This window comes from Nonomuraea sp. NPDC052129, assembly GCF_040680095.1.
In the GTDB taxonomy this organism is placed as follows: Bacteria; Actinomycetota; Actinomycetes; order Streptosporangiales; family Streptosporangiaceae; genus Nonomuraea.
This window is the reverse complement of record NZ_JBFAVX010000002.1, coordinates 603411-622918: the sequence shown is the minus strand read 5'-3', so window position 1 is coordinate 622918 and position 19508 is coordinate 603411. Positions and strand designations below refer to the sequence as shown.

General features: G+C 69.9%; 16 protein-coding genes. 6 read left to right on the top strand and 10 right to left on the bottom strand.

All coding sequences use genetic code 11. The annotated features are described in order from the left end of the window. Nucleotides 1-69 precede the first annotated feature (69 nt). Together AB0L53_RS07515 and AB0L53_RS07510 are read right to left on the bottom strand one after the other, a co-directional pair. Complete coding sequence (locus AB0L53_RS07515; protein WP_363991930.1) at nucleotides 70-1299, bottom strand: MFS transporter; 1230 nt, start codon at nucleotides 1297-1299, stop codon at nucleotides 70-72. Between the two features lie 45 nt (nucleotides 1300-1344). Continuing rightward, on the bottom strand, nucleotides 1345-1569 hold the full coding sequence (locus tag AB0L53_RS07510) for a hypothetical protein (protein ID WP_363991778.1): 225 nt from the start codon (nucleotides 1567-1569) through the stop codon (nucleotides 1345-1347). A gap of 415 nt (nucleotides 1570-1984) precedes the next feature. On the opposite strand from AB0L53_RS07510, the gene AB0L53_RS07505 reads away from it, so the two are divergent. Beyond that, complete coding sequence (locus AB0L53_RS07505) at nucleotides 1985-2902, top strand: aldo/keto reductase (protein ID WP_363991775.1); 918 nt, start codon at nucleotides 1985-1987, stop codon at nucleotides 2900-2902. A 59-nt stretch (nucleotides 2903-2961) separates the two neighbouring features. On the opposite strand, the gene AB0L53_RS07500 is transcribed toward AB0L53_RS07505, so the two are convergent. Both AB0L53_RS07500 and AB0L53_RS07495 read right to left on the bottom strand, forming a co-directional pair. Further along, complete coding sequence (locus AB0L53_RS07500; RefSeq protein WP_363991772.1) at nucleotides 2962-3756, bottom strand: FAD-dependent oxidoreductase; 795 nt, start codon at nucleotides 3754-3756, stop codon at nucleotides 2962-2964. Between the two features lies 1 nt (nucleotide 3757). Continuing rightward, nucleotides 3758-4318, bottom strand: a complete 561-nt coding sequence (locus tag AB0L53_RS07495; protein WP_363991769.1) for a hypothetical protein — start codon at nucleotides 4316-4318, stop codon at nucleotides 3758-3760. Between the two features lie 140 nt (nucleotides 4319-4458). Between AB0L53_RS07495 and AB0L53_RS07490 the strand changes: the two genes are divergently transcribed. Both AB0L53_RS07490 and AB0L53_RS07485 read left to right on the top strand, forming a co-directional pair. Further along, a complete protein-coding gene (locus AB0L53_RS07490; protein ID WP_363991766.1) occupies nucleotides 4459-5061 on the top strand; it encodes a TetR/AcrR family transcriptional regulator in 603 nt (200 codons plus the stop codon). A 126-nt stretch (nucleotides 5062-5187) separates the two neighbouring features. Further along, the gene (locus AB0L53_RS07485; protein WP_363991764.1) at nucleotides 5188-6342 is read left to right on the top strand and encodes a glycerophosphodiester phosphodiesterase; all 1155 of its coding nucleotides are present in this window, start codon (nucleotides 5188-5190) and stop codon (nucleotides 6340-6342) included. Nucleotides 6343-6423: 81 nt separating this feature from the next. Here AB0L53_RS07485 and AB0L53_RS07480 read toward each other — a convergent pair whose 3' ends face one another. The 5 genes from AB0L53_RS07480 to AB0L53_RS07460 all read right to left on the bottom strand — a co-directional run bounded on the left by AB0L53_RS07480 (nucleotide 6424) and on the right by AB0L53_RS07460 (nucleotide 13346). Continuing rightward, entirely contained in the window at nucleotides 6424-7620 is a 1197-nt protein-coding gene (locus AB0L53_RS07480) for a hypothetical protein (RefSeq protein WP_363991761.1), read from the bottom strand. Beyond that, entirely contained in the window at nucleotides 7617-8135 is a 519-nt protein-coding gene (locus AB0L53_RS07475) for a SigE family RNA polymerase sigma factor (RefSeq protein ID WP_363991758.1), read from the bottom strand. Before AB0L53_RS07475 ends, AB0L53_RS07480 begins: the two co-directional genes overlap by 4 nt. A gap of 63 nt (nucleotides 8136-8198) precedes the next feature. Next, the gene (locus tag AB0L53_RS07470) at nucleotides 8199-11861 is read right to left on the bottom strand and encodes a CHAT domain-containing protein (RefSeq protein WP_363991755.1); all 3663 of its coding nucleotides are present in this window, start codon (nucleotides 11859-11861) and stop codon (nucleotides 8199-8201) included. Beyond that, nucleotides 11858-13048, bottom strand: coding sequence for a CATRA conflict system CASPASE/TPR repeat-associated protein (locus tag AB0L53_RS07465; protein ID WP_363991752.1), 1191 nt, complete (start codon nucleotides 13046-13048; stop codon nucleotides 11858-11860). Before AB0L53_RS07465 ends, AB0L53_RS07470 begins: the two co-directional genes overlap by 4 nt. Further along, nucleotides 13035-13346 (bottom strand): CATRA system-associated protein, encoded by a 312-nt coding sequence (locus tag AB0L53_RS07460; protein ID WP_363991749.1) that lies wholly within the window; start codon nucleotides 13344-13346, stop codon nucleotides 13035-13037. The genes AB0L53_RS07465 and AB0L53_RS07460 overlap by 14 nt, the downstream gene beginning before the upstream one ends. A gap of 458 nt (nucleotides 13347-13804) precedes the next feature. Between AB0L53_RS07460 and AB0L53_RS07455 the strand changes: the two genes are divergently transcribed. Continuing rightward, on the top strand, nucleotides 13805-14242 hold the full coding sequence (locus AB0L53_RS07455) for a hypothetical protein (RefSeq protein WP_363991746.1): 438 nt from the start codon (nucleotides 13805-13807) through the stop codon (nucleotides 14240-14242). A 90-nt stretch (nucleotides 14243-14332) separates the two neighbouring features. Then, on the top strand, nucleotides 14333-16567 hold the full coding sequence (locus AB0L53_RS07450; protein WP_363991743.1) for an Orn/Lys/Arg decarboxylase N-terminal domain-containing protein: 2235 nt from the start codon (nucleotides 14333-14335) through the stop codon (nucleotides 16565-16567). A gap of 19 nt (nucleotides 16568-16586) precedes the next feature. Here the strand turns inward: AB0L53_RS07450 and AB0L53_RS07445 are convergent, their stop codons facing one another. Continuing rightward, nucleotides 16587-17429, bottom strand: a complete 843-nt coding sequence (locus tag AB0L53_RS07445; protein WP_363991740.1) for a hypothetical protein — start codon at nucleotides 17427-17429, stop codon at nucleotides 16587-16589. Nucleotides 17430-17869: 440 nt separating this feature from the next. Between AB0L53_RS07445 and AB0L53_RS07440 the strand changes: the two genes are divergently transcribed. Continuing rightward, nucleotides 17870-19486, top strand: a complete 1617-nt coding sequence (locus AB0L53_RS07440) for a phospholipase A2 (RefSeq protein WP_363991737.1) — start codon at nucleotides 17870-17872, stop codon at nucleotides 19484-19486. Nucleotides 19487-19508 lie beyond the last annotated feature (22 nt).

The window sequence follows — 19508 nt, the reverse complement described above, 5'->3', positions numbered from 1 at the left end:
GGCCGGTGAGGGCGCGTGAGAGTCCCTGCCAGTACCCCCCACAGAGGTCTTCTCGGCGTGGGACGCGCATCACAGGGACGCGTTCGGCTTCTCGGCGTACGGCGCGGAAACCCCCGCAGGGGAACCTGCCTCCTTCAGCCGGCTGCGGGTAAGCGCCCACCCGACGAGACCGAGAAGGGCGGCGGCCAGAGCGGCGGCCATGATCGCCGCCCAGCCGCCGGATGCCCACAGGGGGCCTGCGGCGGCCGATCCGATGGCGCCGCCCAGGAAGTTGCTGACGACGAGGGCGGTGTTCAGTCGGCTGCGGTCGGAACCGGGCAGGGCGAACAGCCGGGTCTGCCCGAGCACCACGATGGACTGCCCGGCCATGTCAAGGACGACGACGACCACGATCAGCACGATGATCGAAGTGCTGGCGGCCCAGCCGGCGACCAGCGACAGTGCCAGTACGGCCAGGGCGGCACCGGTGGCAGGAACCGACCATCCCCGATCGTGCAGGACGCCGGCTCGCCGCGCGGCGAAAGCGCTGGCCACTCCGGCCAGGCCCAACAGGCCGATCTGGCCGGCCGAGTAGGTGAACGGCGCCGCTGTCAGCAGGTAGGTCAGCGACGTCCAGAACAGCGAGAACACCGCGAAGCTCGCGGCGCAGATGACCAGAGTCGGGAGCGCTGCGCGGTGGCGCACCACGGTGGTGAAGACCGACCTCAGAAGGCGCAGGTAGGGGACGGGTTCGCGGGGTTCGAGGGGCGGGATCACCTTACGGAGCACGACGGCGAGGACGAGCGTCGCCGCGGCCGCGATCACGAAGATCGCCCGCCAACCGAGGAAGTCCGCGACGAACCCGCTGATCGTGCGCGAGAGCAGGATGCCGATGTAAATGCCGGACGCCACGGTGCCGACGACGCGTCCGCGACGCTCGGGCTCGGCGAGCTCGCTGACCAGCGGGGTCAGCATCTGCGCACCGACGGTCGTCAGCCCTACGCCGCCGAGCAGCGCGAGAAGCACCGGGAACGTCGGGGCCAGGGCCGCGCCCAGGAGCGCCACGGCCGACAGCGTCAGGACGAGGGGGATGAGCCGTCGCCGGTTGAGGACATCTCCCAGCGGCACGAGGAGGAAGATCCCGAAGGCGTATCCGACCTGGGTGACCGTCACCAGCGTCGCGGCGCTCGATGACGACACCCCCAGGGACGCGGCGATGATCTCGATCAGGGGCTGCGCCCAGTAGAGATTGCCGACGGCCAGACCGGCGGCGATCGCGAAGACGAGTGTGCGCGCCGGAGTCATCCGGCGGTCGGGCATGGAGGGCACGAAGAGTCCCTTTCACAGGACAGAAGCGACGGGCGGCTATTTGCGGACGATCGCGACATTGAAGTCGTACGTCCCCAGCGCGGCCGAGACCAGCGGCGCGTACATCTCTGTAGCGCGGGCGGCGCGGATGCCGCCGAGATCCAGGATCACCTCGTCGGGCCAGCCGAACTCGCGGAGCAGGCTCTTCACGCTCTCCTTGGCGCCGGCGTCCTCGCCGGCGACGAAGCCGACCATTCTCGTGCCCAGGACCGCGATCTTCATGATCTTCTCCCCTTCAGTCGAATGGCGTGTGGTGGAGCGCCGACCGGAGTCCCCGCATCCATGGCCAGGCAGAGCCGACCACTGACTATGCAACGCAAAACAGCTGTGACCTGGGAGTCTCCGCTGTGAGGGGTACTGGCAGAAACCCCCAGCGCCCAAGACAGGGGCTCCAGGTAAACCCGGCTCCCGGTCAAGGAGACCCGCGAAGGGGGTCCCTAGAAGTACCCCCCTGCCTCGCGGTAGGACCCGCCATCCGGCATTAGAGTCGGAAACAGATCACTCGTGGGCGCAAAGCCGCAGGCCAGAAGGGTCGGCTCATACCTTCCGGGCGACGCGTCGAAGGTGACGACAACTGCCAGGCCGCCGACTCGCGTCGCGTCATGGCCGCGACCCGAGCACACATCCAGGAGGACCCGTGACCACCTCGCACAGCAGGACACTCGCACCTGGGGTCGACATCCCGCTCCTCGGGTTCGGCACCTACCTCATCCCCGACGCGGAGGCCGCCGACGCCGTCGAGGCGGCGCTGCGCGCCGGCTACCGCCACATCGACACCGCGGAGGTCTACCAGAACGAACGCGGCGTCGGTGAGGGCCTTCGCCGCGGGATGGCCGCCGAGGGGCTCACCCGCGACGACCTGTTCATCACGACCAAGCTGTGGCCGGGAGACGGAGACGAGTCCTTCAAGTCGACGCAGCAGGCCGTCGACGCCTTCGAGGCGAGTCTCCAGAGACTCGGCCTCGACCACGTCGACCTGTACCTGATCCACGCGCCGTTCAACCGGGCGCAGCGCCTGGAGCAGTGGCGTGCGCTGGTCGAGCTGTTCGAGAAGCACAGGGCGCGGGCGATCGGCGTGTCCAACTTCAGTGCCGCGCACATCGAGGAACTGACCGCGGCGGGTCTCCCCTTGCCACACGCGAACCAGATCGAACTGCACCCGTGGTCTCAGAAGCCCGAACTTGTACGCTTTCTCGACGAGAACGGCATCGTTCCCATCGCCTACAGCAGCTTGGTGCCACTCTCGACCTGGCGGACCGCCCCGGGCCATCACAGTGGCAAGACGGATGAGATGCGGGCCGACAGCGCCAGTGGAGATTCACCCTTCAAGGCCCTTGCCGCCAAGTACGGGGTTACCGAGGCGCGACTGCTGCTGCGGTGGGGCGTCCAGAACGGGTACCCGGTCCTGCCCAAGAGCACCAACCCCGCACGTATGCGCGAGAACGCGGACTTGTTCTCCTTCGCCATCGACGACGAGGACATGCGGGCCATCACGGCGATGGACCGCGGCCAGGGCGTCGCGTGGGGATCATCCGACCCCACGCACGCCACCTGATCGCCGCGCTCGACCGCTCCACCGTTCCCGCAGGCGGCGGCACCCTGGTGAGCGTACGGTCAGCGGCCGTACGCCTCCAGCAGCCGCAGCCACACCTCGCTGACCGTGGGGTACGACGGAACCGCGTGCCACAGCCGGTCCAGCGGAACCTCGCCGACGACCGCGATCGTCGCGGCGTGCAGCAGTTCCGCGACGTCCGGACCCACGAGCGTGAAGCCGACGATCACTTTCCGGTCCTCGTCGACGACCATGCGGGCGTGCCCCCGGTATCCGTCGGCGTGCAGGGCGGATCCGGCGACGGCGCCCAGGTCGTAGTCGACGACGCGGATCCGTACCCCGGCGGCCGCGGCCGCCTCCCGGCTGGTCCACGGCGCGGCCTCCCGCAAACCGGGAATGTCGGGCAGTAGTGCGCCGCTTCCGGTCGCGATGACCACCGCGTGCCGGGCCGTCAACGTGATGGGGACGCCGTCGTCGCCGGTCACCTCGACCACGCCCGCGGACACGATCCGGCCCTGGCCACGGTGCAGGGCGATCCCGGCCGAATCGAGCCAGCCGACCTGACCGTCATCCTTCCAGTACGAGGCGAAACCATCCCGCCGGCCCAGCACCGCGGCCGCGTCGAGACCACCGGTCACCGCCTCGCGCGCACCCGGCAACTGACGCGCCGCCCGTAACGCCGCCGCGCTGCGCAGCAACGCCTTGGTCGGCATGCAGGCCCAGTAGGAGCATTCTCCGCCGACGAGCTCACGCTCGACGACGGCGGCGCTCAGGCCGCCCCGCACCACCCGGTCGGCGACGTTCTCCCCGACCGGACCGGCCCCGATGACGACGACGTCGTACGTTTCGCCGTCCACGTCAGTTCCCCTTCGCGGCGCGACCGAGGCGGAAGGCCGAGATGAGGAAGAAGACGCCGCCGGGGATGGCGTAGCCGGCCGCGTTGGTCAGCGTCGGGTTGGCCGCGGCGGCGCCGACGATGAACGACGCACCGGCGAGTACGGAGACGCCGCCGCTGATGATCATCGGCCACTGGCCGCCCATCTTGCGTCGGGTGACACCCACGATCAACTGGACCAGCCCGGCAACGACCGCCCAGGCGCCCCACACGCGCAGCACCGCCGGGATGCCGGACGCGCAGGCGATGGCCACACCGATGGCGGTGATCAGGCTGACGGCGACGTTCACGTACAGCAGGGCAGGTGATCCGGTGGCGCGCGACGCGCGGGCGTCGATGACGGCGGCGGCCACGTCGAACAGCGGGTAGAGCACGAGCAGGGTGACCGCGAGCGGGCCCAGGTTCGAGGCGGTCGTGAACATCACGAGGGCCCAGACGATGGCGAACGCGAACCGGACGAAGTACAGCCGCCGCAGCGCGGACGCGGTCCCGGAAATACCGGGCGACGCGGCGATAGTGCTCATGATGATCCTTTCGGCGGATGAGTGAGGAGGAGAGCGCCTCAGCGCTCCCTCCGCTAGACCGAACGTTCTATCGCGGCACAGCATGGCAATCTGTGGCGCAGCCTGTCAAGACCGAACGTTCTATCCGCTAGGCTGGCGGCATGCCCACCCCATCCGAAGGCCGGCCGTCTGAAGCGCGGTCCCGGCTGCTCAACACCGCTACCCGGCTCTTCTACACGGAGGGCATCCACTCCGTCGGCATCGATCGCATCGTCGCGGAAGCGCAGGTGACGCGGGCCACCCTCTACCGGCACTTCCCCGGCAAGGAAGACCTTGTCCTCGCCTACCTGAACGAGGTCGACCGGGCCATGCGGGGCCAGGCGGACGAGGCCGTCACCGCCGGACTACCGGCCGCCGGCACCATCCGGGCCCTCAGCGAGTCCATCGCCCAAGGCATCCGGTCCCCCGGATTCCGGGGATGCGCCTTCCTCAACGCCGCCGCCGAATATCCCGCCCCGGAGTCCCCGGTGCACAAAGCCGTCCTCGCCCACCGCCAATGGTTCCTGGAAACCGTCACGGAGCTGCTGACCAAGATCCAGGAGACCGGCGCCGAGCCCGCCGCCCGCCACTTCGTGATGATGCGCGACGGCGCCATGGCCGCCGGCTGCCTGTTCGACCCGGTGCTGATCTGCGAGACCTTCCTGCACGGAGTCGAGAGGCTGCTGAAGGTCTATGCCGCCACCGACTACAGCGACCCGGCCTGAGAGGGACGGCTCGTCACCGGAAATTCCGCCGTTATTGGCCCATAGCTAGATTTCGGTCATTACCATAATCCCTCGCGGTGATCATCGGTGAGAGTCTCCGGTACAGATGCCGCAGGGAGTTTCAACGTGCGGAAGATCGCAGCCACCACCCTCGCCATCCTCACCCCCCTGGCTGGAGCCGGCACAGCTTCAGCCGCGGCCGAGTCCGCACCCGACCGGTCCCAGGTCGTCATCATCGGCCATCGCGGCGCGGCGGGCCACCGCCCCGAGCACACTCAGGGCGGCTATGAGCTGGCCGTGGCCATGGGCGCCGACTGGATAGAGCCCGACCTGGTGCCGACCAAGGACCACAAGCTGGTGGTCAGGCACGAGAACGAGATCTCCGGCACCACCGACGTGTCGCTGCGCCCCGAGTTCGCCGCGCGCAAGACCACCAAGGTCGTCGACGGGCGCAACGTGACCGGGTGGTTCACCGAGGACTTCACCCTGGCCGAGCTGAAGACGCTGCGCGCGGTCGAGCGGCTGCCCGCGATCCGCCAGCGCAACACCGTGTACAACGGCTACTACCAGGTGCTCACCTTCCAGGAGGTGCTCGACCTGGCCAAGCGGCTCTCGCGCCAGTACGGCAAGCAGGTCGGAGTCTTTCCCGAGACCAAGCACCCGACCTACTTCAGGTCGATCGGGCTGCCGCTGGAGGAGCCGCTGATCGAGACCGTCAAGCGCAACGGGCTCAACCGGCCGAACAGCCCGGTGGTGGTGCAGTCGTTCGAGTCGTCCAGCCTCAAGCGGGTGGCGAAGGAGCTCCGCGTGCCGCTGTGGCAGGCCCTGGGCACCACCGGCCAGCCGTACGACCTGACCGCCGCCGGAGACCCGACGACCTACGCGGACATGATGAAGCCCGAAGGGCTGGCGAAGATCGCCCAGTACGCGAAGTGGATCGGACCGGACAAGTCATCGGCGATCCCGCTCAACCCGGACGGCAGCTCGGGCACCCCGACGACGCTGGTGTCCGACGCGCACAAGGCTGGGCTGAAGATCGGCGTGTACACCTTCCGCAGCGAGAACCAGTACCTGCCCCTGCAGCTGCGTCGCGGCCAGACCCCGACGGACCACGGTGACGCGCTGGCGGAGTACCGGGCGCACATAGACCTGGGCGTGGATGCCTTCGTCACCGACTATCCCGACGCCGCCGCCCTGGCGAAGGCGGAGCAGGGCAAGCCGCGCGAGCAGGTACAGCCGAAGCAGTTCGACAACGGCCTGCCGGAAGAAGGGCAGGAGTAAACGAACACCCCGCCTCCCGGCCGGCCGGCCGGGAGGCGGGGTCACATATCGGGCACGGTACTGCCGCCGAGGGCCGACCCGTCACATGGTCCCGGGGTTGCCGGGGAGCACGATGGCGAGGAAGTCCTGGGCGGTGTAGGTGGCGAGCTTCCTGGCCTGGCCGGTCTTGACGTTCACCGCGTAGGCCGTGAAGGGAGCGTACGGAGGGTCCAGGGTCGGGGCAGGGTCGGAGTCGCGGCTCTTCTTGCACACAAGGGGCTGGGCAAGGGCGGTGATCTCCTGAGGGCCGGTCCAACTGCGCAGATAGACGCGATTGCTGGTCGTGAACAGGCCCCGTATGGGGACCCTCCGGACCACCTTGCCGGTTTCCCGGTCCAGCTGCACGAGATCCCGGCCGCTTCTGAAGCATCCGGTGCCGGGAACCTCTTCGCTCTCCACCGCGACGACGGTCTTCCCATCGGGACCGAGGCCGCCGGCCAGGTAGTGGCCGGTGACGTCGACGGTCTTCACGTTGACCGCCTTGGCCGTCTGCCAGAGGCGGGTGATGGTCTGCAGCCGCGTCTTGCCCGCGTACTCCGCCAGGGTGATCGTGTCGCCGTCCAGGGACAGGCCGATGGGGTTGCCGCCGTTGGGGAATGGCCGGACCCTGTGCTCGCGCATGTCGAACAGCATGGCCGGGTCCTTCAGCGGCGGCCTCTTGGTGAAGGCCAGGAAGCGGCCGTCGTCCGACAGCAGAAGATGGGCGATGCTGCCGAGCTGGGCCTTGGGCACCTTCGCCGGGGCTGTCAGCACGGATCCGGAGGCGAGGTCGCGCACCGCGAAGGTGCGGGCCCCGACGTCGTAGTAGGCGATCTTGCTGCCGTCCCGGCTGATCGCCAAGGGGCTGGTCACGAGCGTGGGCTGGGTACCGCGCAGGGCCTGCGCCACCCGGTAGGTCCGGCCGCCCCGGGTGACCACCCGCCAGCCACCGTCCACGCACCCGGCCAGCACCTCGCCGCTCTGCGGCCGGCAGAAGGTCATATAGGCGTGGCTCAGTGGCCCCACCCCGCGGGCCGGCAGGTCGGACACCGCCTTGGGGTCGGTGGCCGCGTGCGGCTCCGCCGGCAGCAGGCGTACGGCGGCCGTCGCGGCGAGCGCGGCGGCGATGACCGCGGCTGCCGCCACGAGCGGAGTGATCCGGTGCCGCCGCCGCTCGCGGGTTCTGATCGTCCGCTCGGTCAGGTCCACCTGGGGCGCGTCGTCGGCCACGTCGTTCAGCGCGTCTCGCAGCCAGGTCATCGGTGTGCCCCCTTCAGCTCTTCCATCTCGGCGAACTTCGGTGCCAGCTCCGGCGCGAGCGCCCGTAACCGGGCCAGCGCGTCGTGGGCTTGGCTCTTGACGGTGCCGAGCGAGCAGTTCAGCAGCCTGGCGGTCTCGTGCTCGGTGAGATCCTCGTAGTAGCGCAGGACGATCACCGCCCGTTGCCTGGGTGGCAGCCGCGCGAGCGCCTGCCGCATGGCGAGCCGGGCGATCGTGGACTCCTCGCTGGAGTGGGGCCGCTCCGGTGGCTCGGCCCTCGGCAGCTCAGTCGTCCAGACAAGCCGACGACGCCAGGAGATGTACTGGTTGACCAGCGCCTTGCGGGCGTACGCCTGAGGGCTGGCCAGCTTGGGCCAGCGCCCGAGCAGCTTGACCAGCACGCTCTGCAGCAGGTCCTCGGCGAGGTGGGCATCCCCCGTGAGCAGATACGCCGTCCGCATCAGCGACTGCTGGTGGGCGGCCATGAACTCGCGGAAGCTGTCATTGTGGTCCAAGACGACTCCTCTCGCCGTTAGCGACGCAGTCGGGCGGGCGAAAGGTTGGGTCGGTTCAGTCATTTAGGGGCCGACGTGCACGTACGCCGCCCAGAAGATCGGAAACCCCGGACGGCGGCGACGCAGCGAGCGTACGGCCAGGTGCAGCGCCGTGGCCGCCGCGTCGGGGTGCGGCTCGCGGGTGCCGCCCGCGGTCAGCACGGTGTAGACCTCCTCCGCGACGGCCGGCGCGTGCAGGTCGCTGATGGGCCACAGCGAGCCGATCACGTGCGGGAACCCGGCGAGCTGGACCGACGCCGCGATGCTGACCGCCTCGTCGGTCAGGACGTCGCCGCCGCGCGAGGTCTCGCAGCCGCTGAGGAAGGCCAGCTCGGCCCGGTCGAGGCGGCGGGCCGCCAGATCCCGTACGGTCAGCGGCGGGCCGGGCAACAGCAGCCGGCCGCTGGAGGGGTCGGTGGGCTCCTGCACGGCATGGCAGGCGAAGTGGACCCAGGCGCTCTCGTCCAGCGCGGCGAGCACCCGGTCGCGGGTGGCGTCGGCGCCGGTCAGTTCCAGCCGTCGCGGTAGGTGCCGGCGTACGGCCCGCAGTTCCTGTTCCACGCCCTTCAGTACGGCCGCCCCGTCCACGGCGGGGACGCCGACGAGCAGCACCTGCCGGTCGGCGGTCGGCCCGGTCTGCTCGCGGGCGTGCCGCAGGGCCCGCAGAGTGGGGGTGTAGCTGGAGATGACCAGGTCGGGCGCCCGACCGGCAGCGTGCAGCGGCAGCAGGGTCAGCGGGCCGGTGGGGCACCACCACATCCTGGACGGCGGTTCGCCGAGCGCGTCCAGCACCGGGCCGGTGATGTGCTCCCAGAGCCAGTCGAGGCAGGTCACGACCGCTTCGTTGGCCCTCGTGTCCACCGCCGCCGCGAACGCCGCGGCCCGTTCCTCGACTTGTGCGGCGGTGATGTCCAGTGGCACGACGCGAATGCCCTCGGGCGTGACGAGGAGCGCGTCGCAGCCGTAGCGGCTGACGTTCACGACCGCGACAGGCCCGGCGTCGGCGGCCCGCAGCAGGCTCTCGTGGCGCGGCGGGCGCAAGAACCCGGCGAAGCCCGGCAACGCCCTGATCTCGGTGAGGATCTCCTCGCGGCGCCGCCGCAACGTGTGGCGCTGGTCGAGGAGGCGTTCCCGGTCGAAGGCGGGCGCGTCGGACTCGTCCGGCGGCGCGTCGGCCAGGTCCATGCGCTCGGCGGCGTCGATGGCGTCCTGCACCTCGGCGAGCCGGTCGGCCAGTTCGGGCGCGGCTGCGTGCAGGACGTCGCGGGAGCTGCGGTTGTCGATGACCTGGGTGAGCATGACGCCTCTGCCCTGCTCCAACAGTTCCAGGGCGGTGCCCGGGTCGGCGGCCCGGATCGCGGCCGCCGCCGCGTCGCGGGCCAGCCCCTCGTAGTCCCGCAGTACGCGCTCCTGATCGTCGCGGCCGAGCCCGCGCCAGGCCGCCTCGTCCAGCGCGGCGACCGCCGTGGCGAACGCCTTGACCGCCTCCTCGACCAGCCCCGCCTCCATGGCGAACTCGCCCCACCGCTGCCCGACGGTGACCCGCCAGTCCGCCGACGCCGTCTCGACCTGGGCAGCCTCGCGGTAGCGGGCGAGCGCCTCGTCGCGCGGCGCGGGCGCGCCGGTCATCTCCCACTGGTCGGTGAGCGTCCCCGCCAGGTGGTACAGCGCGATCGAGGCGGTCGGGGCGCCGGGTTCGCAGGTCGCCACGGCGGTCCGCATCGTACGCAGGGCCCTCCTGAGGTCCCCACCCCGTCCGGTCATCGCGTAGCGCTTGCGCAGGGCACCCCCGAGCTGGCTGTACGCGACCGGGCCGCCCGGCGGCTTGGCCCTGATGGCCTCGGTGAGCTGCTCGATGGCCTCGTCCAGGTCAGGGATCTGCTCGACGGCGCCCTTGGGGGCCGGTTCCCCCAGCGCCTCGGCGATCATCGCGGCCAGCGTGGCCCGGCTGATCCGTGGCGACAGAGCCCTGATCAGCAGGGCGCCGCCCAGGTTGACGGTCGCGCGGGTGCGCATCGCGGTGCCGGGCGGGGAGGCGGCCTTGGCCTGGCGGAACATGTCGATCGCCTCGTCGAGGCCGTCGCCCGCCTGCATGAGCACCATGCCGAAGGTGTTGAGGACGCCGGGCCGCTGGATGTTGCCGGGCTGCACTGTACGGACGGCTTCGCGCATCCGCTCGACGGCCTCGAGCAACGCCGGCGTATGACCGGCGTACTTGTACCGCTCCGCCAGCACTGCGGCCAGATTGCCGAGATAACTGGGGCGGTAAGGGCTGGTCAGCGGTGCGGCGGCCACGGCGTCACGCAGGACGGAGGCGGCGTCCTCCGCGTCCTCGCTCCGGCGGGTCCGCTCGTAGCGCTGCGCCAGCGCGCCGCCCAGGTTGGCCAGGATCAGGGCGTAGTTGGGGTGCTCGGGGGCCGTTAGGGAGCTGGCCGCGCGGTGGCTTTTCACCGCTTCGTCCAGCTCCGCCAGGTTGCCGGTGAGTTCGTACCGGAAGAAGAGCGCCGATCCGAGGCCGGTCAGCGCCATCGCGCGCTCCGGGTGCTGCGGCGAGTCCTTGAGCGCCTGCCGGTAGCAGCCGATGGCGTCGTCGATCACCTTCGGACCGCCACCGAACCGGAACTTCAACATCAGCGCATTGCCCAGATCCGAGCGGTACATCCCGACATGCGGGTCGGTAGGGCTGACCAGCGCCACCCCTCGGCTCAGGACGTCGATCATCTCGTCGAGGTCGTCGACGGTGCCACTGAACTCCATGCGCAGGCCCAGCACCGCGCCCAGCGAGATCAGCAGTTGCGGCAGCTCGGGGTGGCCCGGTGGCGCCTGGGCCACGGCCTGATGGAGCATCTCCACCGCCTGGTCGGCGCGGTCCAGGGCGCCGGAGGTGCGGACATCCTCGATGAGCGTGCCGCCCATGCCCGCGAGGTAGCGCGAGCGGCCGTCGGGGCCGAGGAATTCCTCGCCGACGGCGGTGTTCCGTAGCCGCTCCATCATCTCGGGGGTGATGACCGGGATCTCGTCCGCCGCCATGATGGCGCCCAGCAGGACCATGATCTCCTGCTTGACCGGCTCGGACGCCTCGGCGTAGCGGGCGCGCACCTCGTCGAGGGCCGCCTTCAGCTCCTCGGCCCTGGCCGGGTCCTCGTGGGCGACGAGCACCAAGGCGTTGGCGAGCTTGGCCAGCCGCCACAGGTACCTGTCGCTGGACCGGTCGGTGGCGTGCACCGACTGGCGCAGCAGGTCGATCCCGCGGCGCAGGTGGTCGCGGTCGCCGGTCCGCATGTGGCTGAGCATGAAGGCCATGCCGTGGTTGGCCAGCACCAGCGGCCGGTCCTGGAGCTGACCTCGGAGTGCCACCTCGTACAGCTCCAGGGCTTCCCCGAGTTCCCCTCCGCCACTCGCCTTCACGTGGTTGCCGAGTACGCCCGCCAGCGCCGCCTGGGCCTCGGCCAGCTCCGGCCGGCCGGCCAGGGCCGCCACAGCGCGGCGATGCAGGTCGATGGCCTGGACCAGGTCCTGCTCGTCTCGAAGCCAGTCGTAGCGCATGCTCAGGGCGTTGCCGTACTCACTGAGCAGCAGGGGGTCAGGGTCGCGCGCCACCACCTCGCGGTATCCGGCCAGCCCGTCCTCCAGGGCCTTGGTGTCACCGGTCAGCAGGTATCGGTTGACGAGCTCGGCCGGGTTCATCGGCTCCTCCGCCATCTGACGACGCCGAACGCGGTCACCCCGAAGGCCGTCAGTGCCAGGGCGGCCACGATGAAGGGCTTCACGGAATCGGCTATGGGGACGCGGTAGTTCAGGGACTGCACCGCGGTCAGCATCATGATCAGGCTGCCGATGACGGCGGTGCTCAGGACGCCGAAGCGTTCCCAGCGGCGCTCGGTCTTCTCCGCCCGCAGCTGCAGCCGCTCGGCCAGCACGATGTCGGCGATCGCGGTGATCTCGCGGGCCCGCTCCCGGGCCGCCTCGGCGTAGGCGAGGTCGTCGTCGAGGCGCTGGAGAAACCACTCGGTCAACGCCAGGTCGTCCTCGAGCCCCTGCGCGCGCATGTTGTGCAGCGCGATCTCCACGCTCCGCCGCATTTCGCGCAGCCGGGTCGCGGCCCAGATCAGCCCCGCCGCCGCCGTCTGCCGCTCGGTCAGCTCGCGCCGCGCAGACGTCAGACCGTCGCCCCCGAGCAGCGCCATCGTCGCGTCGACCTGCTCGTCGACCCGGCTGCGCGCCGCCCGCATGCTCGCCCCGTCCGCGTAGACGCGCAAGTGGTAGCGGACCTTGGCGGCGTGCATCAGGTAACGGGCGAACGGCGCCATCCGGTCATCACCCGCCGTCCACGCCCACGCGTCCAGGCGGGTCTCCAGCCTGCGCGGGGCGATCACCGCGAACACGCGCCGGCTCCGCGTGTCCTCCTCGTGCCCGACCTCCCACAGAGCCAGGCCGTCTCTGGTGGTCATCCGGCTCGTGGTGTACGGCTGCGGTGTCGTGTGCGGCCGCGGCAGGGCGGCCACGATCCGATCCGCCTGCCTCGGACGGCCGTAGGCGACGAACAACCGGCACTCACCGAGGGCCCACTCGCCGATGTCCTCGCCGGCGCATCCGGCCCAGAGGGCGTCGAGCTCCTTCCAGGAGTCGCCCGTCAACGCCACGCTCAGGCAGCGCGTGTCGTGTTCCAGTCGCAGCACCGCCTGACGCAGCGGCAGGCCCCGCGCCGTCCGGACCTCGACCGTGCCCACGGTCGTGGCCGGCATGTGTAACCGGTCGCCGAGCGCGTCCCACACCTGGCGCAGCCGCCGCTCGCCCGCGGCCGCCTCCGGTCCGGCGGCGGCCACGAACACGTGGACGATCAGCCCTGGGGCGGCAGGCTCACCCGGCCTCATCGGCCCGGTCCGCGACGGGGGCCGACAGGCTGTGGATCAGCTCGTTGACGCGCTCGCGGGTCTGCTCGGGCATCGGAGCCACCGGTTCTTCGGGGTATTTGGTGATGATCCGCATGGGCCCGGCCAGCTCCAGGTAGCCGATCTCCGCGTCCGGGTCGGCCGACGCCGCGAGCCTGGTCACGGCCGCGTCCACGTTCGCCCACTTCGCCGCGGGCAGCTCCCAGCCGAGAGCCTCGCGCAGCAGTGCCACGGCCTCATCGTGCACGCCGAACCTCCCGTCGGGCGATTCCCGACTCAAGTGTGCATGCCACCCCGTGATCACGACCAGCGATCACACCAACACGATGCGGTAACAAGGGGGGCGTTCGCCGCGTTGATCCCTTGCGACCTGCGGCGTCCGCGTGGCCGCTGGATTCGCCCGTGAAGACGCCCCGGTCTCCAGCGAGACCGGGGCGTCTTAGCCCGTGCGCTTTGGTGCCTCAGGGCCCCCGACTGAGGCATGTCGAGATTATTCCTTTGCGTCCGTTTTGTACAGCTTTTCGCAGATGGGACCCGCTGGAGCGCCTTCAGCGCCGCCCGTTCTGGCAGTGCGGCTCCCCTTCCGGCGCGGGGAGCGAGTTCTCCAGGAAATCCCTGGGTTTCCGGATGGCGCATAGGGCAATCGCCAGCGGCCCGTCAGAGCGCTGAAAGCGCATTGCAGGCGGCGTGCCTGTCAATGGTTACGCATACGGTTCACGCCGTCACCAAGGAGATCCGATGAAGCGCACCATCCGTACCATGTTCGGAGTCGCCGCCACCGCCGGCATCCTCGCCCTGGGCGTCCCGGCCTTCACCGGCGCCGCGAACGCGTCGACCACGTCCGCCACATCCGCCACCGCGTCCGCCGGTCTCAGGCAGGGTCAGTCCTTCCTGTTCAATTACACCTTCAACGGCCATCTCAAGGTCGCCGGCGGCAATTTCACGGTCGATCACCGGGTCTTCCTGGTCGTCAAGTTCAACACCGGCCGGGTGGCGTTCTCCAAGTGGGAGATCGCCCGGACGCACCCCATCACTCCCGGCGGGGCCATTTATGTGGAGACGACGATCGCGGCGCCGTGCGCGCCGGGCAACAACGGCTACGCCCGCGCCTATGACGAGGCCACCAGGACCTGGTCTCCGAAGCTGCCGGTGACCATCTGCCAGCGGATCGACTGACCTTCGCCAGACCGGCCGGGCACCCTGAGTGACGATCAACGACTCAGGGTAAAGAGCGGAGCGACAGTCCCCCCGGCCATGGAGTTTCGCATGGAACGTACGGTTCTCGCCGCAGTCGCCGAGCGCCCCGACGCCGACACGGCACTCGCCGAGCAGATCCGCCGCGTCGGCGCGGCGATGGACGACCTCGGCGTCCAGGTGCGCTGGACGCACCGCACGCAGGACGCGCTGGCGGTGATCGGCTCGGACGCCTCGCTGTCCGGGATGCTGGCCGACTGGGACGCGCCCGGCGCCGACCAGGTGCTGGGCGCGGTCACCCAGCGCTTCCGCGGCCTGCCGGTCTTCCTCATGACCGCCGAACAGGAGCTCCCTCTGTGGGTGTACGAGGTCATTCAGGGCTATGTGTTCCCGCTTGAGGACACCCCCGACTTCATCGCCGGCCGCATCGCGCACGCCGCCGAGGAGTACGCCGAGCGGATCCTGCCACCGTTCTTCCGCGCGCTGCGCAAGCTGCAGGACCACCACCAGTACTCCTGGCACACCCCGGCGCACGCCGGCGGCGTCGCGTTCCTGAAGTCGCCGGTCGGGCGGGCGTTCTTCGACTTCTACGGCGAGCGCCTGCTGCGCACCGACCTGTCCATCTCCGTCCCCGAACTCGGCTCACCGCTGGACCACACCGGTCCGATCGGCGAGGCCGAACGCAATGCCGCCCGCGTCTTCGGCGCCGACCGCACCTTCTTCGTGATGAACGGCAACGCCACCGCCAACCGCATCGTCGGCCACCACGCCATCGCCCGCGACGAGACCGCCCTGGTGGACCGCAACTGCCACAAATCCCTCCAGCACGCGCTGACCATCAGCGGCGCCCGCCCCGTCTACCTGGTGCCCGAGCGCAACGGCCTCGGCCTGGCCGGCCCCATTCCGCCCGCCGCGCTGCAGGCCGACGCCCTGCGTGCCCGCCTGGTCGGCCACCCGCTCGCGCGGACCGACCCGGCCTACGCCGTGATCACCAACTCCACGTACGACGGGCTCTGCTACGACTCCGTACGCGTCGCCGAGCTGCTGAGCGAGAGCGTCCCCCGCGTGCACTTCGACGAGGCGTGGTTCGCCTACGCCCGCTTCAATCCCCTGTACGCCCGCCGCTACGGCATGGCCGTGGACGAGCGGACGCTGCCGGGGCCGCGGCGCCCCACCGTGTTCGCCACCCAGTCCACGCACAAGCTCCTTGCGGCCCTGTCGCAGTCGGCGATGCTGCACGTCCGGTCGGCCGATCGCGCTCCGGTGGACTACGAGCGGCTCAACGAGACGTACCTGATGCACTGCTCCACCTCGCCGCTCTACCCGATGATCGCCTCGCTGGACGTGGCGGCGGGGATGATGGACGGTCCGGCCGGGCCGTACCTGACGGGCGAGGCCGTCATCGAGGCGGTCAGGTTCCGCCAGGCCATGGTCCGGCTGGCCGCCCGCATCCGGGAGGACGGCCGGCGGCCGGACTGGTACTTCGGCGTCTGGCAGCCCACGCACGTCACCGACCCCCACACGGGCCGGCCCGTCTCCTTCGCCGAAGCCGACCCCGTCCTGCTGAGCACGGATCCGGCGTGCTGGACGCTGGAGCCCGGCGCCGCCTGGCACGGTTTCCAGGGCCTGACCGACGGCTACTGCCTGCTCGACCCCATCAAGGTGACGATCACCTGCCCCGGCGCCGACGCCGCCGAAGGCACGCTCGACTGGGGCATTCCCGCTCGGATCGTCGCCACCTACCTGCGGGAGCGCGGCATCGCCGTGGAGAAGACGGGGGACCACACGCTGCTGGTGCTGTTCTCCATGGGCATCACCAAGGGCAAGTGGGGCACGCTGATCGACGCGCTCACCGACTTCAAACGCGCCTACGACGACGACCTGCCCCTGGCCGAGGTGCTGCCGGGCTTCGGCCCGCCGGCCATCACGCTGCGCCGCTTCTGCTCCGACGTACACGACAAGCTCCGCGCCCTCGAGCTCGGCGCGCTCCTCGACCAGATCTTCACCACCCTCCCCCAGCCCGTCCACACCCCGGCCGACAGCTACCAGGCCCTGATCCGCTCACGCACCGAACGCGTCCCGCTCGCCGACCTGCCCGGCCGCATCTCGGCCGCCACCGTCGTGGTCACGCCGCCAGGGATCCCCATGCTGATGCCCGGGGAGGCGATCGGACCCGCCGACGGCCCGCTGATGGCGTACCTGCACGCCCTGGAGGACTTCGACCGTTCCTTCCCGGTCCTGGCCACCGACATCCACGGCGCGCACCGCGGCGACGACGGCCGCTACCACGTCGAAGTCGAACGCTGAGGAGCGGCGCTGGTGGAGCTTAGTCCTCGTAGAGCCTGGCCAACTCCCCGGCCTCGACGGGGTGCAACGAGCGCAGCACGGCGAGCAGCTCTTTCTTGCTCATCGTCAGGCCTTCGATCCGCACCAAGTCGTCGCCGTACCAGGCATAGATGATCTTGTGGGTGTCACTGGGAACGAGCCATACCCCCGGTGACACCTGCCGGCACTTGTCCTCCTCCGGGAGGTAGTAGTTCAGCGCGGCATAGTCGCAGGCGTCTTTGGGGCTATCCGTGCTCCCTGACTCGACGGCGACGTCAACCCGCGAGACCAAGCCATCGCGGGCGTAGCTGAGCTCCAGCCGCCCATCCACGCCCTCAAGGGACCAGAGCCGGTAATCCGGCAGCGTGGGCGCGAGGAGCGGGACCCCGGCACGGGTCAGTCTGTGGGCGCGCGCCGCGTCGGCGAGCACGTCCTGTGCCGACCACACGGCCAGGTACGCCACGGCGACGCCCGCGACCGTCAGGACGCGGAGCCCCCGGTGCACCGGCATGACCAGACCGCCCGCGGCCAGGTAGGCGGTCGCGCCCAGAGCCACGAGGGACAGGCCCATCTGCCAGTCACCCGAGTCCATGGTCTCGGTGGCATGTACGAGGGGGAGGGCGAGGAGGAGGAACGCCACTATGGCGGCCGGACCCACCAGGCCCACCCCCCACCAGCGCGGCAGGCCGCCCCACCAGGACAGGAAGAACCCCAGGGCGGAGGACAGGACGACCGTCATCATCAGGTCGAGCGGCCCAAGGTCGTCTCCCCGCCAGCAGAGGAGGACGAACTGGGCCAGTCCGACCACTGCCCCTACGAGCGCGGCCCGCAGCGATGCGTTCATGTTCCGATCATGTCGAAAGAACTGCGCCCATGGCGGAAATCAGGCGATTTGGTGCGGCGACCACCGCCGCCCGCCTGCGGCCACCGGCGCACCCACGGATCCTGGCGGGCGACTTCAATGCCACGCTGGACCATGCCCGCGCGCTTTTTAGACGGCCCTCCACAACTGCGCCGCCTACCACGCTGAAACGTATTTACATTACACGAACAGAATTATCCGCGAAGGCGCCACATAACCACTACATTCCCCCCACACGGGTGCCCCCGCCAGCGTTGATACATATCAGTCGACGCACAGGAACTTTTCAGAAATCGCCTTTCAGGCGTGGCTTCGTACGCGATTTGAACATCGAATTAAACATCCGTCCAGACCCTTGTTGAGCGAGTTTCGATCATTTACTGTCCAGAGGATCAATTCGCTCGTTAAATGAGGAGGACCGGTTGCGTCGATTAACATTCACCGTCGCCGTCGCGGCAGTGCTACTCCCCCTGCTCTCCCCGACGGCGTCCGCCGTCACCACCACCACCAGCGCCACCAATGAGGCGGACCCGGACAACGTCCAGCAGGTCGGTCCGGGGCTGTACTTCACCGACACCGACACCTTCAAGATCAGCGGGACCGACGTACCGGCCGGGGCGATCGGCCGCTCGCACGGCGTGGCCACCGGAGGCGGCGACCTGGCCCGACCGCAGTCGGCCCTGGCCTCCCGCCCTGAGATGGCGGTGTTCGGGCCCGGCTGGACGGCGGAGTTCCTCGGCGGGATGGTCGACCGGAAACTGGAGACCCAGAACGGCGCCATCGTCGTCACCGAACTCGACGGCGGCACCACCTCCCGCTACGACCTCAAGAGCAGCATCTCCTTCCCCGACGGTGGCGGCGTCCAGCGATACGAGACCACCGACGGCTCCAAGATCACCGAAACGACCCGATGGGACACCGCCGCCGGAGCGATGCGCACCTCCATCACCGAAACCATCGCGATGGACAAGGGCGCCACGGAAGCCGGCGACGACACCTTCACCCAGAGCAACGCCGACCTCAGCCTCACCTACACCTGGAGCAAGATCGACGGCCTGCAGGGCACCGACACTTGGCGCGCGACCAGCACCGGCAACACCGCGTACGGCACCTCATCGGTGACCTACGACCCCCAGGGCCGCATCAGCACCATCAAGGAACCGGCCGGAGGTGAGACCCCCGAGGAAACCCTCACCATCCACTACGCCGCCACGACCACGGCCACCGCCGCCTCCTTCGGCGACTTCGCGGGCCGACTCAAGGACATCACCCTCACCTCCGGCTCGTCCGCCCCGCAGACCGTGGCCCAGTACGGATACGACCCCAACGGCCTGCTGCGCACCGTGGCCGACCCCGGCCTGAGCAGCTCCCCCGCCGCCACCTATGGCTACGACCAGCTCGGCCGCCTGAACTCCATCGACTCCCCCACCGACGGCAGCTGGCAACTGGCCTTCGCCAACGGCACCGCCGCCCCCACGGCGACCGCCACCGGCACCGCCCAGCCGACCCCCGGCGACCCGATGCAAGGCGCGACCGGCATCAACGACCCCAACGCCACCGAGCCGTCCCCGGGCGACTTCCTGCCCGGCGACATCTCCAACCCCCAGGCGTACCCGTCGTACTGCAACGACGCCTGGAAGTGGCTGTACTACCAGCGGGCCGGCTGTTCGTCCTGGGTCGCGCACAACGGCTGGCACAAGCCGCTGTGGAAGAAGCTCCCCAGCAAGCGTTATGTCGTCGGCATCACCTTCGACCACTGCACCAACGCCCCCGACCGGCCGATGGGCTTCGACTTCCGGCCCGCCTGCGACATGCACGACTACGGGTACGGCCTGATCGGCAACACCTACAAGCACTACAGGTACTACCTCGACAGGTACCGCAAGTCCCAGGTGGACGACGTCTTCTACAGCACGCTCAAGAACTGGACCTGCAACGCCTACTTCATCCTCGTCCGGCCCGCATGCAGGAGATGGGCCTTCATCTACCGCCAGGGGGTTCGCCTCGGCAATCCCAAGAACGGCGCCGACAAGACCTGACTCGCAGCACACTCTGATCTGA